The 15,231-nt window shown below is 57.8% G+C and carries 14 protein-coding genes; 7 read left to right on the top strand and 7 right to left on the bottom strand.

What is annotated here, in order from left to right; translation table 11 throughout:
- Nucleotides 1–80: 80 nt before the first annotated feature.
- From Z946_RS0111520 to Z946_RS0111495, 6 genes are all read left to right on the top strand, one after another.
- Nucleotides 81–884, top strand: coding sequence for a GntR family transcriptional regulator (locus Z946_RS0111520; RefSeq protein WP_174416554.1), 804 nt, complete (start codon nt 81–83; stop codon nt 882–884).
- Nucleotides 881–2,284: a 3-isopropylmalate dehydratase large subunit gene (gene leuC, locus Z946_RS0111515; protein ID WP_025055886.1), complete on the top strand. Its 1,404-nt coding sequence runs from the start codon at nt 881–883 to the stop codon at nt 2,282–2,284. Before Z946_RS0111520 ends, leuC begins: the two co-directional genes overlap by 4 nt.
- Nucleotides 2,284–2,895 carry a 3-isopropylmalate dehydratase small subunit gene (gene leuD, locus Z946_RS0111510; protein ID WP_025055885.1) on the top strand — a complete coding sequence of 204 codons (612 nt, stop codon included), beginning with the start codon at nt 2,284–2,286 and terminating at the stop codon, nt 2,893–2,895. The genes leuC and leuD overlap by 1 nt, the downstream gene beginning before the upstream one ends.
- Before the next feature lie 98 nt (nt 2,896–2,993).
- Nucleotides 2,994–3,998: a TRAP transporter substrate-binding protein DctP gene (gene dctP, locus Z946_RS0111505; RefSeq protein ID WP_025055884.1), complete on the top strand. Its 1,005-nt coding sequence runs from the start codon at nt 2,994–2,996 to the stop codon at nt 3,996–3,998.
- Nucleotides 3,999–4,059: 61 nt separating this feature from the next.
- Nucleotides 4,060–4,566, top strand: a complete 507-nt coding sequence (locus Z946_RS0111500) for a TRAP transporter small permease (RefSeq protein ID WP_025055883.1) — start codon at nt 4,060–4,062, stop codon at nt 4,564–4,566.
- Entirely contained in the window at nt 4,566–5,873 is a 1,308-nt protein-coding gene (locus Z946_RS0111495) for a TRAP transporter large permease (RefSeq protein WP_025055882.1), read from the top strand. The genes Z946_RS0111500 and Z946_RS0111495 overlap by 1 nt, the downstream gene beginning before the upstream one ends.
- Here the strand turns inward: Z946_RS0111495 and gap are convergent.
- From gap to Z946_RS0111480, 3 genes are all read right to left on the bottom strand, one after another.
- Nucleotides 5,870–6,868 (bottom strand): type I glyceraldehyde-3-phosphate dehydrogenase, encoded by a 999-nt coding sequence (gap, locus tag Z946_RS0111490; RefSeq protein WP_025055881.1) that lies wholly within the window; start codon nt 6,866–6,868, stop codon nt 5,870–5,872. The two genes, Z946_RS0111495 and gap, sit on opposite strands and share 4 nt — an antisense overlap.
- A 90-nt stretch (nt 6,869–6,958) precedes the next feature.
- The gene (locus tag Z946_RS0111485) at nt 6,959–8,731 is read right to left on the bottom strand and encodes a TRAP transporter permease (protein WP_025055880.1); all 1,773 of its coding nucleotides are present in this window, start codon (nt 8,729–8,731) and stop codon (nt 6,959–6,961) included.
- A 61-nt stretch (nt 8,732–8,792) separates the two neighbouring features.
- Nucleotides 8,793–9,749, bottom strand: a complete 957-nt coding sequence (locus Z946_RS0111480; protein ID WP_025055879.1) for a TAXI family TRAP transporter solute-binding subunit — start codon at nt 9,747–9,749, stop codon at nt 8,793–8,795.
- 246 nt (nt 9,750–9,995) lie between these two features.
- Between Z946_RS0111480 and Z946_RS0111475 the strand changes: the two genes are divergently transcribed.
- The gene (locus Z946_RS0111475) at nt 9,996–11,033 is read left to right on the top strand and encodes a Fe(3+) ABC transporter substrate-binding protein (RefSeq protein ID WP_052836094.1); all 1,038 of its coding nucleotides are present in this window, start codon (nt 9,996–9,998) and stop codon (nt 11,031–11,033) included.
- A gap of 59 nt (nt 11,034–11,092) precedes the next feature.
- On the opposite strand, the gene ugpC is transcribed toward Z946_RS0111475, so the two are convergent.
- The 4 genes from ugpC to ugpB are packed head-to-tail and all read right to left on the bottom strand — an operon-like array spanning nt 11,093 to nt 15,184.
- Nucleotides 11,093–12,100 (bottom strand): sn-glycerol-3-phosphate ABC transporter ATP-binding protein UgpC, encoded by a 1,008-nt coding sequence (gene ugpC, locus Z946_RS0111470; protein ID WP_025055877.1) that lies wholly within the window; start codon nt 12,098–12,100, stop codon nt 11,093–11,095.
- A 1-nt stretch (nt 12,101) separates the two neighbouring features.
- A complete protein-coding gene (ugpE, locus tag Z946_RS0111465; protein ID WP_025055876.1) occupies nt 12,102–12,938 on the bottom strand; it encodes a sn-glycerol-3-phosphate ABC transporter permease UgpE in 837 nt (278 codons plus the stop codon).
- Between the two features lie 17 nt (nt 12,939–12,955).
- On the bottom strand, nt 12,956–13,837 hold the full coding sequence (gene ugpA / locus Z946_RS0111460) for a sn-glycerol-3-phosphate ABC transporter permease UgpA (protein ID WP_025055875.1): 882 nt from the start codon (nt 13,835–13,837) through the stop codon (nt 12,956–12,958).
- 39 nt (nt 13,838–13,876) lie between these two features.
- A complete protein-coding gene (gene ugpB / locus Z946_RS0111455) occupies nt 13,877–15,184 on the bottom strand; it encodes a sn-glycerol-3-phosphate ABC transporter substrate-binding protein UgpB (protein ID WP_025055874.1) in 1,308 nt (435 codons plus the stop codon).
- Nucleotides 15,185–15,231: the final 47 nt, after the last annotated feature.

Genomic DNA, 15,231 nt, shown 5'->3' with positions numbered 1-15,231 from the left:
TTATCGCTTTTGAAAATACATTAACTTGCGTTTTTGAATTTCGTGGGTAAGGTCGGGTCAACAATGGGGGTCGGATCGACGTGGACAACACCGGAGCAGCACTGTTGCCTGAAGGGGCCAAAGCGCGGCGCGTCTATCTGTCTTTGCGCGACCAGATCACTGGTGGGGCACTGCCTGCGGGCGCGTCACTGCCGGGCGAGCAAAAGCTGGCCGAGAGTTTTTCCGTCTCCCGCGTGACCGTGCGCCGTGCGCTTGATGCGCTGGCAAGCACCGGCTTGATCGACCGCAAGGCGGGCAGTGGCACAACCGTGCGCGAAGGCGCTGTATCCGGTGCACCGGTTGCCATGAACTTTACCACCCTGATGCCGCAATTGGTTGAAATGGGCCACACAACACAGGCGCGCCTTTTGTCATTCACCTATGAGCACGCGCCCAGTTTTGTGGGAAATGCCTTGGGGTTGTCGCGGGATGACACCGTGCAAACTGCGATCCGCGTGCGTAGTGCGGACGATACACCGTTCTCTTACCTCACGACCTATGTGCCAGAGCGTATCGCCCGCAACTATTCCGAAGACGACCTCGCCAATCACCCGCTTTTCTCGCTGCTGGAACGCAGCGGCGTGGCTATTGACCAAGCTCACCAATCTGTCTCGGCCAGCCTCGCCGGTCCCGAAGTGGCCCAAGCGCTAGAGGTCGCGGTCGGCACAGCGCTGTTGTCTTTGAAACGCGTTGTGCTGGATGTGGATGGCAACGGCGTCGAATATCTCAGCGGTCTTTACCGGCCCGATATGTTCCGGCTGGAAATGCCGCTGACCCGCGTGGGGCAAGGTGCGGCGCGGCATTGGGAGCCTGCCATCGGCAAGGACGGGGACAGCCCCACATGACAGCACCGCGCACCCTTCTGGACAAGCTTTGGTCCGCGCATGAAATCTTGCAGCGCGACGATGGCACGTCCCTTTTGTGGGTGGACCGGCATCTGGTGCATGAAGGATCGCATCACGCCTTTGCCAAGCTGGCTGAGAGGGGTACACAGGTTGCCCAGCCCGATCTGACATTCGGCGTTGTGGATCACTATGCGCCAACACGACGCGACCGCGCTGTGGCCGCTGACATCACGCGCATGATGGAAACACTCAAGGTCAACACCGCCGCGCATGGGATCACACTTTTCGATCTGGATCATCCGGCGCAGGGCATTGTTCATGTTGTCGGACCGGAACAAGGGCTTACCCTGCCCGGTCTGCTCATCAACTGCGGCGACAGCCACACCTCCACCCATGGTGCGTTTGGGGCGCTCGCTTTTGGCATCGGCGCTACGGAAGTGGCGCATGTCCTATCGACCCAAACGATCTGGCAGAAAAAACCGGCATCCATGCGGATCACCGTGAACGGCAAACTCGGGCCGGGGGTATCGGCCAAAGACATCGCGTTGAACTGGATCGCAGCGTTGGGGACAGGCGGCGCGCAAGGCCATGCGGTGGAATATACCGGCAGCGCAATTGCCGATCTGGGGATGGAAGGGCGTATGACGCTGTGCAATCTCTCTATCGAAGGCGGCGCGCGGTTTGGCATGATCGCACCGGACGATACGACGGTTACCTATATCGAAGGCCGCCCCTTTGCGCCAAGGGGTGCCGCGTGGGATCAGGCGGTTGAGGCGTGGTCGATGCTGCGCAGCGATGACGATGTCAGTTTTGACAGGGACGTTGTCTTTGACGCTGATGACATCGCACCAACGGTCACTTGGGGAACAAGCCCCGAACAGGCATTGCCCGTGACCGCTGACATTCCGGCACCTGAAAACGTGCCGTCCGACAAATCCAAAGCGGTGACTGACGCGCTTGACTACATGGGGCTGACGGCGGGCAAACCGATTGCAGGCACGCCTGTGGATCAGGTCTTTATCGGGTCCTGTACCAATGGCCGCATCGAAGACTTGCGTGCCGCCGCCGCAGTGCTGTCAGGCAGGCGTGCGCAACTTCCCGGCATCGTTTCACCGGGGTCGGCACGCATCAAAATTCAGGCCGAACAGGAAGGGCTTGACCGTATCTTTACCGATGCGGGGCTCGAATGGGTCGCGTCGGGTTGCTCCATGTGTGTGGGCATGAACGGTGATCTGGTGGCCGAAGGCAAACGTTGCGCCTCCTCGACCAACCGGAATTTTCGCGGACGGCAGGGGCGTGGCGCACGCACGCATTTAATGTCCCCCGCCATGGTCGCTGCGGCCGCTGTCACCGGCACCATTACCGATGTGCGTCCCCTACTGGCGGAACGGCCGCTGTGATGGCCGGCTGGACTACATATGAGGGCAAGGCTTCTTTGCTGCCGATTGCCAATGTCGATACCGATCAATTGATACCCGCGCGTTTCATGTCTGTGCCACGCAAGGACGGGTATGGCGACTACCTTCTTTACGATATGCGCCGCGCAGCTGACGGAACGCTGCGCGCTGATTTCGTTCTGAATCGGCACAAAGACACTGGCATCCTGATCGCAGGCCCGAATTTTGGCAGCGGATCATCACGCGAGGCAGCGGTCTATGCCCTGATTGATGCAGGCGTCCGTGTGGTGATTGCCACGGCCTTTGGCGACATCTTCGCAAGCAACGCTGTTAATAACGGACTGTTGCCAGCCAAGGTCAGCGATGCCGGTGCAGAGACGCTACAACGGTTGATCGGCGAGGCCCCCCGGACGCTAAAGGTGGACCTTGAGCGCGGCGTCATCAGCACCCAGACACAGAGCATTCCCTTTGATCTACAGGACAGCTGGCGCACCAAATTGATGAACGGCTGGGACGACATTGATCTGACGCTGCAACATGCTCAAGCCATCGAAAGCTACAAAGACGACAGACGTACGACTGCACCCTGGGCCTGGCCTGCGGGGGTGGCGTGACCAAAGCCGGCGCTACGCCGGCACCACCGGGCACAAGGGAGTTGCCCATCAATCGGAACCGGCAAAGCGTTGGGACCTGAAATGTGAGAGGAAGACACATGAAGATGAATTTTATTGGCGGAATGATCGCCGGATCGACACTGGTTGCCAGTGCGGCCTATGCCGAAGACACAGTAACAGCCGTTCACGCGTTTCCTGAAACCCTGATCTACACGCAGAGCTTTTTGTCGTTTGTAGACAAGGTGAACGAAGCCGGCAAAGGCGTTGTACAGATCGAAGTGCGCGGCGGACCAGAAGCGATTGGCATGTTCCAGCAGCCGGATGCGGTGCGCGACGGGATCGTCGACATGGTTTATACCCCCGGTTCATTTTACGGCGGTGCGCTGCCCGAGAAAGACGCGATGGTTGCCTCCAACCTCACTGCGATCGAAACGCGCGAGAACGGTGGAATCGAACTGATCGACCAGATCCATCAGGAAAAGATGGGCCTGAAGTACCTTGGCTGGTTCGATTCCGGCGTCTGTTACAACCTTTGGACACGTGACGAGCCGTCCTTCGATGCGGATGGCAACTTGGAAGTCGAAGGTCTCAAGCTGCGCGGCAATAACGTCTACAACGCTTTCTTTACCAACTATCTGGGCGCACAGGTCATCGACCTGCCCACGGGCGAAGTCTACTCCGCACTGCAACGTGGTGTGGTGGATGCGACGGGTTGGACGCAGATCGGTTTGATTGATCTGAAATGGAACGAGTTCCTGAATTACCGTATCGAACCTTGCTTCTTTTCCACCGACCTTGGTGTGATCGTAAACAATGAAAAGTGGGACAGCCTGACAGACGAATCCAAAAAGATTCTTCAGGACGTCGCGATCCAGCACGAAAAAGACAGCGTCGAAGCACTGCGTGCCAAGCGTGACGAGGATTTCGCAGCACTCGAAGAGGCCGGTATGAAGGTTGTCACTCTCGAAGGTGAAGCGAAAGCCAACTATTTGGCTGCTGCGCGTGAAAAGACGTGGGAGCGGATGAAAGAAGTCATGGCCGGTCAGCCTGGCGGCACCGACAACTACGACCAGTTGATCGAACTTTTCTACAAGCTCGACTAATTCAGAAAACGGGCCTGCCTCCTTATCGGGGCGGGCCTATTTCTCATTTAAGGCAGGCAGCATGACGGCAGTGTTCAAAACCTACAGCGCATTGGTCTATGCGATGGCAATCGTTGCGGGCGCGACATTGCTGTGGCTGATGATATCGGTCATCGGATCGGTGATGATGCGCAACCTCGGCATGCAACCTGCTGCGTGGCTCTTTACCTCTGCCGAATACGGTATCCTTTATATGACAATGCTGGGCGCACCTTGGCTGGTACGTGAAAAAGGGCATGTGCATATCGAGCTGGTGACAGCGGCCCTGCCCGAACAGGCACGACGTCTTGTCAGCCGCCTGGTCGCCGTGGCCTGCGTGCTGGTCTGCGTGATCCTTGCGTGGAAAGGCGTTGAACTTTTTCTCAAGAACATCGCGCGCGGCGATTTTGACACGCGTGCATACTACTATCCCCGCTGGCTGCTGACGATCACCTTCCCCTTGAGCTTCGGCATCATGGCCATCGAGTTTTCGCGGTTTGTTTTTGGCGACGACCTCATGCACTCTGGCGAAGCGGGAATTCACGAATAATGGAATGGTATGAAGCACTGGGCCTGCTGTTAGGCGCGATCATGTTCCTGATGGCCTTGGGCATGCCCGTGGCACTTGCGTTTCTTGCGGCAAACATCATTGGCGCGTGGATTTTCATGGGCGGGGAGCGTGGCATCGGCCAGCTTCTGAACAACGGATTAGGGTCACTGACCACCTACGCGCTTGTTCCGATTCCGCTGTTCCTGCTTATGGGCGAGATTTTCTTTCATACCGGCCTTGGCGGGCGCATGTTCAATGCCATCGACAAACTACTGGGCCGCCTGCCCGGACGTCTGAGCTATGTCACCGTCTTGGGCGGCACAGCCTTTTCTACGCTGTCGGGCTCATCCATGGGATCAACGGCGTTGCTCGGCTCGCTGATGGTGCCCGAGATGGCAAAGCGCGGCTACAAATCCCACATGAGCATCGGTCCTATCCTTGGCACCGGCGGTCTGGCCATCATCATTCCGCCTTCCGCTCTGGCCGTTCTGCTGGCGACGCTCGCCCAGATTGATGTTGGTGCCTTGCTGATTGCGGGTGTCATTCCGGGCCTCATCCTCGCGACCTTCTATATCACGACGATCTGGCTTCAGACCAAAATCGACCCGGACGCGGCCCCTGCCTATGACGTAGATCCGATGTCGATTACGACCAAGCTCAAGCTGCTGTTGACCGAAGTTGTGCCGATGGTTGGCGTCATGGTCGCCATCATCGTGCTGATGATCAATGGCATCGTCACCCCGTCAGAGGCCGCCGCCTTTGGCGCTTTTGGTGTGCTGATCCTCGCCGCCGTATTTCGCTGCCTCACGTGGCAGACCATGAAGAAATCGGTGGTCGGCGCCCTGCGCGTGACACTGATGGCCTATCTGATCGTGTTTGGATCTGCCACGTTCAGCCAGCTTTTGGCCTTCTCCGGTGCTTCACGCGGACTGGTCAACTGGGCCACATCATACGATTTGGCACCGCTGGTGATGCTGCTGGTGATGTTCGGTGTGCTGCTGTTGCTTGGCATGTTCATGGAGCAAATCTCGATCATGCTGCTGACCGTGCCAATCTTTTTCCCGCTGGCCCAAACACTCGGGTTTGACCCGATCTGGTTCGGCCTCATCATGCTTCTGGCGCTTGAGATCAGCTTTACCACGCCGCCTTTCGGCTTGCTGCTCTTTGTGATGAAAGGGGTCGCCCCTCCCGGGACGACCATGCGAGAGATTTACACCTCCGCCTTTCCATTTATTGGCTGTTCGCTGTTGCTGGTGGCGCTGCTTGTCGCCTTCCCGCAGATCGCCCTTTGGCTGCCCGGCCTTTAGAGCGTTGCCATATGCGCGGCGGTATCCAGCATGCGGTTGGAGAAACCCCATTCGTTGTCATACCAGCTGACCACGCGGACCATCCCGTCACCTGTGACGCTCGTTTGCGCAGGTGCAAAAACGGATGACAGCGGGTTGTGGTTGAAGTCAGAGGACACCAGCGGCGCTTCCTCATACCCCAGTACACCTTTCAGCGCCCCTTCGGCGGCGTCCTTCATCGCAGCATTCACGCTTTCGACTGTGGCGTCGCGCTCGGGCATGATGCACAGATCGACCATCGACACGTTCGCCGTTGGTACGCGGATGGCTGAACCTTCCAGACGTCCTTCCAGATGTGGCAACACGAGTGAAATCGCCTTGGCCGCACCGGTAGACGTGGGCACCATCGACAAGGCCGCCGCGCGCGCGCGGTAAAGATCGCTGTGGTCGCGGTCATGGGTCGGCTGGTCGCCGGTGTAGGCGTGGATCGTGGTCATGTAACCGGTCTTGAGGCCGAACGCCTGGTCGAGAACATGCGCGACAGGTGCCAGACAGTTCGTAGTGCAGGACGCGTTCGAGACGATGATATCTTCTGCCGTCAACTCGCTGTGGTTTACGCCGTAAACCACCGTGCGGTCCGCACCCGATGCCGGTGCCGAGCAGAGCACGCGGTTCGAGCCGTTTTCCAGATGCGCTACGGCTTTGTCACGGCTGTTGAAGCGACCTGTGCATTCCAGCGCGATATCTACGTCGGACCACTCCAGCTCTTCAGGCTTTGGCGAGGCGCTCAACCGGATACGCTTGCCGCCGACCAGCATCGCATCGCCATCAATCGACACGTCCTGCTGGAATGTCCCATGTACCGAGTCGTACTTCAGCAGGTGCGCAAGATGTTCGGGCTTCGCCAGATCGTTGATCGCCACGACCTCCAGATCGGTGCGACCGCTTTCGAAAACTGCACGCAGAACGCAACGGCCAATGCGGCCAAATCCATTAATAGCGACTTTGGTGGTCATGGGAGCGGCTCCTTAAAATGGGTGAATGATCGGTTGCCGCCTCGTTAGCGCTAACAAGGCCGGAAATCAACCCTTCGCTCAATGCCGCGCCTAAATCCAGATGCCGGAAAAGATCACTACAAGCCCCATCAACGCCAGCGCCATCCGCAGACCGGCTGTTGCATTGCCTATCAAGCCGTACGAAATCAGTGACAGCCCAAGCGCCATGCGCAGGGTTGCGATCAGTGCCAGCGCCGGACTGCCCCCCAGATCAATCAGACGCGGATTGGCGATCATTCCTAGCGGGATCAGATACAGCCCGACGCCAAGCGCCATCGCAGTCAGCGCAACCTTGAGCCAGTTCTCTCCGATCATACCGGCCGCGATAAACACCGCGCCACAAACCGGCGGTGTAATCGTGGATAACAGCGCAAACCAGAAAACAAACAGATGCGCCTGCAACGGCTCTAGTCCCAGTTCGATCAGCGCAGGCCCCGCGACCGAGACGCAGATCACATAGGCCGCCGTGGTCGGCACCTCCATGCCCAAAAGCAGACAGGCAAGCGCCGTCAACAACAGCGCAGGCCACAACATCCCGCCCGAACCGGACAGAATGACACTGGTCAGCTTCACACCCAGACCGGTGATCCCCAGCACCCCGATGATGATCGAAGCGCAGATGATGATCGACCCGATCATCGCGACCTGTTTACCCGCATTCACCGCCGCATCCGCCAGCCTGCCCGGCCATTGCGCAAGGTTCAGTCCTTGCTTACCATCAAAGGCCAGCGCCACGATGCCAGCCAGAACCGCCAAGCAGGCGGCATATTGCGGTGTGAAACCCAGCGCGAACATCGCGCTCAGCAGCACTGTAAAAGGGATCAGGAAGAACGCCGAGGTAATTACAACATCGCGCGTACCGGGTCGCTCGTACTCCGGCACACCTCTTAGGTCATAACGCCCCGCATACGCGTTGATCCCCACCCAGACCGCAAAGAAATACAACAACGCAGGCAGAATCGCGGCGATCATGATCTGGGTGTAAGGAACGCCCGTAAGCTCAACCATGACGAAGGCACCCGCCCCCATCAGCGGCGGCATGATCTGCCCGCCTGAACTTGCCACGGCCTCCACCGCTGCGGCCAATCGCTTGGGATATCCCAGTTTTGTCATCGCAGGCAGCGTAATCGCGCCCGTTGATGCCACATTGGCCGAGGCGGAGCCGGAGATCGACCCGAAGAGCGCAGACGACAATACAGATACCTTTGCTGCCCCGCCTTTCAGTCGTCCCGCCGCCGCAGAGGCCACGTTCATGAACCCTTGCCCCGCTTCGCCCGCATTCAACACGGCACCGAAAATGACAAAAATCGCCACGACACTGACCGACACACCTGTCAGGCTACCCCAAAGCCCCCCTTCGGCAATGGTCAGCGTTCCCAGAAACGACCGCAGCGGTGTGCCGGAATGGCCAAATTCGCCGGGCAGGTACTGCCCGAACAACCCGTAAGCCAGCGCCGTCAACGCCACGATGGGCAGAGGCCAACCGATCATCCGACGCGCGCCCTCAATCGCGATTAACAGCAGGGCCACCGCGATCCAGACCTGACCGGTGCTTTCCAGAAACCCGTACTGATTGCGCAGCATCTGGTGGTTCCACGCGACCCAGAAACAGCACCCCAGCCCGATAACCGTAATGACTGCGCCGCTGATAATCCGCCAACGCCCTGTCGCCGCGAACAGAAACACCCATGGCAACAGCAGTGCCATATGCAACGGACGGCTTACAAGATTGGGCACCAGCCCGTAAAAGATCAACCCGAGGTGAAAGACGCAGGTCAACACGCCAAGCGCGACCCATAGAACGGGACGGGAGAAATCACTCATGTCGGGGGACTTTCACAAAACAGAATGCTCCGGCAGCATCCACCGCCGGAGCAAAGCGCGATCACATATGGTTGTCGCTCAAGCGCGCACCGATTTCCTTGTAATACTTCAGTGCGCCGGGATGCATCTTGGTGGTGATGTTAAAGAGCATCTGCAAGTTGACACCGCCCCACCACGCAGCTGAACCCTTAAGCAGGCCCTGACGCTCCCAATAGGTTTTGGTCAGCAGATACGCCGCGTCGTCATCCATCTTGGTCGTGGTGAAGGCCGCAACCGGCAGCGATGTCGTGACGATCTCACTCTCTTGGCCTGCATAGGTACCTGCCGGAATAACGAGGCGCGTGCGCTTGGATGCCACGACCTGATCCTCGCTCAGCGAAATAACGTTCACAGGTGTGGATGCCGCCGCTTCGATCACGTTGGGTGCCGGATAGGACCCTGCGGTGACAAAGCCGTCAATCTGGCCGTTCTTCAACGCAGATACTGCGTTCGACAGTTCGCTATCGGCAATGGTCACCTTGCCTTCCAGACCGAACAGGCCGAGATATTTCTCTCCTTCACGCGCACCAAAGGAGCCGCTGCCCAAGAGGATCGTCTTGCCCTCCATGCCGGCGAAATCTGTTACGCCTGATGCCTCAGACATCACAAAGTGCATGGTGAGTGAAGGGATCGGAAAAAGCGCGCGGATCTCGTCGAAGGCAGGATCGCTTTTGCCTTCGAACATCGCCTTGCCACCTTGCGCCAGCCCGATCAAAGCGGGTGGCGTGGTGAACACATAGTCCCCGCCGCGCGCGCGCACTTCCATGACATTCTGTACCGAACCCTGGCTTTCCTCAACCGTCACGATCACGTCGCCATTGGTGCCTGTTTTCATGGCCTCGGCGATCTGCACGCCCATCTGGTAATAAGACGATGCGGTCTTGGCCGATTTGTAGGTGATCCGCGTTTCGGCCCACGCAGCGGGGGCCAATAGACCCGCAGTAAGTGCCGCGGCCGCAAATATCTTGGTGAATTTCATCAATCTCTCTCCCTGTTGTGCGGCTGATCCTTTCGGATTGACCACAGAATGACAAGTGATTCACTGCCTGCACAAAGTTCACATACCGCATATTCCCACACATGCGGAACGAAGTGCGGGGGGACAGATTGCCAAGTATAACAAGGCTCAGGCACCTAATCCGACTATTTTAATAAAGAATATTGCCAAGCCCGCTGAATGTGGTAGTTGATTAAATCAGTCAAGAATTTAATCGGAAGGTTTTCCATGTCCCTGTCATCACGCCCTCTCACCACACTGCTCGCTGGCGCGACCGCGCTGAGCGGAGCAACTGCCGCCTTTGCCGCCTCCGACAGCAAAGAGTTGAACCTCTACTCCTCGCGCCACTACGACACGGACGAGCGGCTCTACTCCGACTTCACCGAAGCAACGGGGATCACCATCAACCGCATCGAAGGCAATGCCGACGAACTGATTGCCCGCATGAAAGCGGAAGGCGTGAACTCGCCTGCTGACGTTCTGATCACCGTTGATACATCACGTCTGACACGCGCCAAAGATTCAGGCGTGCTGCAATCCATCGACAGCGACGTTCTGGAAGAGCGCGTCCCGTCCAACCTGCAAGACAGCGACAATAACTGGTTCGCTTTCTCACAACGTGCGCGCATCATTTTCTACAACAAAGCCGAGGTGCAGGACCCGCCGATGGATTACCTGTCGCTGGCCGATCCGAAATACAAAGGTATGGTTTGCCACCGGTCGTCCTCGAACGTTTACAGCCAGACACTACTGGCATCCGTGATTGAAAACCACGGTGCGGAAGCGGCCAAAGATTGGGCCGCAGGCATGGTTGCCAACTTTGCGCGTGACCCCGAAGGCGGCGACACCGACCAGCTGCGCGGTATCGTTTCCGGCCAGTGCGATATCTCTGTTGCAAACACCTACTACTTTGCCCGCGCCCTGCGGACGGACGTAAAAGGTCTGAGCGCTGATATCGATCAGGTCGGCTGGATCTTCCCTGCGCAGGACGCAGAAGGCGCACACATGAACCTGTCCGGTGGCGGCGTGGCAGCCTACGCACCAAACCGCGAAAACGCCATCGCGTTTCTTGAGTATCTGTCCTCGGATCAGGCGCAGCAGTATTTCTCTGCGGGTAACGATGAATTCCCAGCCGTCGAAGGCGTGGCCCTGAGCGAGAGCGTCGCCAAGCTCGGTGAGTTCAAAGCGGACGATGTAAATCTGTCTGATGTGGCCAAGAACCTACCCGAAGCGCAGAAAATCTTTAATCAGGTTGGCTGGAAGTAATCCTGCCTAGATGATGACAAAAGGGCGTACCATCCGGTGCGCCCTTTTTTCGTTTGACCTCAGCAGCGATGGCCCTGCGCGTCAAAAGCGATTTGATCCGCTTTCGACCAAGCGATCCCTGCCTGCGCCCCCTCTTCGGGCACCGGTATGGTCGCATCCTGCCGGACTGTTGCGATTTCCCCATCAGCCAACTTTACATGCACCAGCGTTTCCGCGCCCAGCGCTTCGGCATACATCACCTCGCCACTGGTTTGCGCGCCTGTATCGCTCAGGCTCATATGTTCGGGACGCACGCCCAGTCGCGCTGCCTGCGTGGGCAAGCCCTGCCCCATCGTCACATCCAGAAAATTCATCGGCGGTGACCCGATAAAGCCACCCACAAACTCCGTCTGCGGATTGCCGTATACGTCCAGCGGCTTGCCGATCTGGTCGGCGATCCCTGCGTTCATCACGATCATACGGTCGGCCAGTGTCATCGCCTCAACCTGATCATGCGTCACATAAAGCGATGTCACCCCAAGCCTGCGCTGCAACTGCTTGATCTCAAGCCGCATCTGGACGCGCAGCTTTGCGTCAAGGTTCGACAGCGGCTCGTCAAACAGGAACACCGCGGGTTTACGCACAATCGCACGGCCCATCGCCACACGCTGACGTTGCCCACCCGACAATTCTCGCGGGCGGCGCTTAAGGTAGTCCTTCAACTGCAACAACGTCGCGGCCTCTTCGACCCGCGCTTCAATCTCGCCCTTGGGCGTGCCTGCAATTTTCAACCCGTAGGCCATGTTATCAAAGACGGACATATGCGGATAAAGCGCGTAGTTCTGAAACACCATCGCGATGTCGCGCTCCATCGGCTCAAGATCATTAACGCGGCGGTCCCCGATACGGATTTCTCCGTCCGTCACCGTTTCAAGCCCGGCAACCATGCGCAGCAACGTGGATTTGCCACAGCCAGACGGGCCGACGATTACGATGAATTCACCATCCGCAATATCGATGTCGATCCCGTGGATCACATCCGTTTTCCCAAAGGATTTCTTGACGTTTGATAGGCTGACTGTCGCCATATTATTTCTCGCTGTCTACTAGGCCGCGGATAAAGAGCTTCTGCATCGAGATGACCACGATGACCGGCGGGATCATCGCCAGAATTGAGGTCGCCATGATGACCGGCCAATCCGCAATATCGTCGCCGCTCGGGAACATCTGTTTGATGCCCATCACGATGGTATTCATTGACGGGTCCGTGGTGATCAGCAGCGGCCAGAGGTATTGGTTCCAGCCATAGATGAACAGAATCACGAACAACGCGGCGATGTTCGTGCGGCTCATCGGCAGCAGGATATCCCAGAAAAATCGCATCGGGCCGGCACCGTCCACGCGTGCGGCTTCGGCCAGTTCATCCGGCACAGTCATAAAGAACTGCCGGAACAGAAAGGTCGCCGTGGCGCTTGCGATCAACGGAAAGATCAGACCGGAATAGCTGTTCAGCATTCCAAAATTCGCGATCACCTCATAGGTCGGCACGATCCGGACCTCGACCGGCAGCATCAGCGTCAGAAAGATCAGCCAGAAAAACAACCGCCGCCCCGGGAATTTGAAGTACACGATGGCAAAGGCGCTCAGCAGCGAAATCACGATTTTGCCGATGGTGATGCCCAGCGCCATGATCAGTGAATTCAGCATCATCATCGCCACAGGTGCATTCACACCCGACAGCAAGGCCTTCCGGTAATTCTCGATAAAGTGGTCCCCCGGCCAAAGCGGCATCGGTGGCTTCACAATCTCCGGCTGGCTGACGGTCGAGGCGACAAAGGCCAGCCAGATCGGAAAGAAGATGAACAGCAACCCGATGATAAGCCCCAGATGCGTCAGCCAAAGGCCCGCACCCCGTTTCTCGACCATGCCCTCACGTTCGGCCATCAGTAATGCACCCTGCGTTCGATGAATTTGAACTGGAAGATCGTCAGCGCGCCCACAATGGCCAGCAATACAACCGACTGCGCGGCAGATGAGCCGAGATCCTGGCCTACAAACCCGTCCGAGTAGACCTTGTAGACAAGGATCGTCGTTGATTGCTGCGGCCCGCCCGAAGTGATCGTGTGGATCACGCCAAAAGTCTCAAAGAACGCATAGACGATATTCACGACCAGCAAGAAGAATGTCGTCGGTGACAACAGGGGCCAGACAATCGTGCGAAAGCGCGTCCAGAATTTCGCGCCATCTATAGCAGCCGCCTCGATCACGCTGCGCGGTATGGCCTGAAGACCCGCGAGGAAAAACAGGAAGTTATAACTGATGCGCCCCCAGGCAGAGGCCACAACAACCAACCCCATCGCTTCTTCACCATTCAACACATGGTTCCAGTCATAGCCCAACAGCCCCAGATACCACGTCACCACGCCAACGCGGGTGTTGAACATGAACAGCCAAAGCACACCCGCAACAGCAGGGGCCACCGCGTAGGGCCAAATCAGAAGTGTTCGGTAAACGCCCGACCCTTTGATCAGACGGTCGGCGAGCACCGCAAGATAGAGGGCAACGCCCATCGAAACCAGGGTGACAAGGATCGAGAAAATTGCAGTCGTGGCGAAGGACGCCAGATAATAGGAGTTGGAAAAGAGATACTCGAAATTCCCCAGCCCCACGTATTGCATCGAGAGCCCAAAAGGATCGGGGATAAACAGCGACTGATAGATCGCTTGCCCAGCGGGATAGAAAAAGAAGACAGCCGTGATGAATATCTGCGGCAATACCAGCAGCAGCGGCAACCAAATGCCTTTGAATGTAACGCGCTTTTCCATAGGGATGTGCCCCGACCCGAAGGCCGGGGCATCTCTTTCTTAACGGTTGGCTTGCTCGAAACGGCGCAGCAACGCATCGCCGCGCTCTTTCGCGCTGTCCATCGCTTCTTGCGCGGACTTGTCGCCGGACCAAACGGCCTCAAGCTCTTCGTCGATGATGCCGCGGATCTGGTCGAAGGACCCCAGACGCAGACCTTTGGAGTTGTCGGTCGGTGCCTTGGCTGTCATCTGGATCACAGCAACATCCGTGCCGGGGTTCGCTTCATAGAAACCCTGCTCGCGTGTAAGGTCGGCCGCCGCTTCGGTGATCGGCAGATAACCTGTGTCCTGATGCCATTTCGCCTGAATCTCTGCTGACGACAGGAAGTTCAGGAATTCGGCAACACCTTTGTATTCCTCGTCCGACTGGCCTTCCATCACCCAAAGGGATGCACCACCGATGATCGTGTTTTGCGGCTCGTCCGCGACAGCCTTCCAATAAGGCAGCGGGCGCACGTCGAAATCAAACTCGGCCTCGGCCTTGATGCCAGCATACCCGGCAGAGCTTTCGGTAAAGAGCGCGCATTCGCCACCACGGAAGTTTGCACCCCCTTCGTTGCGGCGACCGGCATAGATGAACTTGCCATCCTTGGCCCACTCACCCATCGCACCGATATGCGCAACCTGTGCTTCGCCATTCAGCGCCAGCTCGGTTGTGACACCACCAAAGCCGTTGGCTTCGGTTGCAAAAGGCACGTCGTGATAGGCCGACAGGTTCTCAAGGTGGATCCAGCTCTGCCATGCTGTTGTCAGCGGGCACGTGCTGCCGGCTTCTTTCAACTGGCCCAACACATCGCCAACCTGCTCCCATGTGGACAGATCGACATCGGGGTCGATGCCCGCTTCGCTCAGCGCGTCACGGTTGACCCACAAAACAGGAGTGGAAGAGTTGAACGGCAGGGACAGCATGTTGCCGTCGCTGGAGGTGTAGTAGCCTTTGACCGACCCGATGTAGGCGTCCTGATCAAACTCGGCACCCGCGTCTGCCATCACTTCGTAGACGGGTTTGATTGCACCCTTGGCAGCCATCATTGTGGCTGTCCCTACTTCGAACACCATCAGGATGTCCGGCTGCTCTCCCGCGCGGAACGCGGCGATGCCTGCGTTCAATGTCTCGGAGTAGTTGCCCTTGTGCGTTGCCACGACCTTATAGTCCGACTGCGCACCGTTGAACGTCTCAACCTGCTCTGCCACCAGTTCACCCAGACGACCGGTAAAAGCATGCCAGAATTCAACCTCTGTCTCTGCCGCAGCGGGTGCCGCAACCGTCAGCGCAGCCGTGCTTGCATATAGAAAATTCTTAACCATTTCAGTGATCCTCCCAGATCCGTTATAGCGTTACGCTCTTCTGTTAT

The sequence above is a fragment of the Sulfitobacter noctilucicola genome, assembly GCF_000622385.1.
GTDB classification, from domain to species: Bacteria; Pseudomonadota; Alphaproteobacteria; order Rhodobacterales; family Rhodobacteraceae; genus Sulfitobacter; species Sulfitobacter noctilucicola.
The sequence above is the reverse complement of the archived record's forward strand: the minus strand, read 5'-3'. Positions and strand labels throughout refer to the sequence as shown.

Coding starts and splice junctions, on each gene's coding strand:
- dctP (WP_025055884.1), top strand. CDS start 2,994: ATGAAGATGAATTTTATTGGCGGAATGATCGCCGGATCGACACTGGTT.
- leuC (WP_025055886.1), top strand. CDS start 881: ATGACAGCACCGCGCACCCTTCTGGACAAGCTTTGGTCCGCGCATGAA.
- ugpB (WP_025055874.1), bottom strand. CDS start 15,184: ATGGTTAAGAATTTTCTATATGCAAGCACGGCTGCGCTGACGGTTGCG.
- Z946_RS0111485 (WP_025055880.1), bottom strand. CDS start 8,731: ATGAGTGATTTCTCCCGTCCCGTTCTATGGGTCGCGCTTGGCGTGTTG.
- ugpC (WP_025055877.1), bottom strand. CDS start 12,100: ATGGCGACAGTCAGCCTATCAAACGTCAAGAAATCCTTTGGGAAAACG.
- Z946_RS0111495 (WP_025055882.1), top strand. CDS start 4,566: ATGGAATGGTATGAAGCACTGGGCCTGCTGTTAGGCGCGATCATGTTC.
- ugpA (WP_025055875.1), bottom strand. CDS start 13,837: ATGGAAAAGCGCGTTACATTCAAAGGCATTTGGTTGCCGCTGCTGCTG.
- gap (WP_025055881.1), bottom strand. CDS start 6,868: ATGACCACCAAAGTCGCTATTAATGGATTTGGCCGCATTGGCCGTTGC.
- ugpE (WP_025055876.1), bottom strand. CDS start 12,938: ATGGTCGAGAAACGGGGTGCGGGCCTTTGGCTGACGCATCTGGGGCTT.
- Z946_RS0111480 (WP_025055879.1), bottom strand. CDS start 9,749: ATGAAATTCACCAAGATATTTGCGGCCGCGGCACTTACTGCGGGTCTA.
- Z946_RS0111475 (WP_052836094.1), top strand. CDS start 9,996: ATGTCCCTGTCATCACGCCCTCTCACCACACTGCTCGCTGGCGCGACC.
- Z946_RS0111500 (WP_025055883.1), top strand. CDS start 4,060: ATGACGGCAGTGTTCAAAACCTACAGCGCATTGGTCTATGCGATGGCA.
- leuD (WP_025055885.1), top strand. CDS start 2,284: ATGGCCGGCTGGACTACATATGAGGGCAAGGCTTCTTTGCTGCCGATT.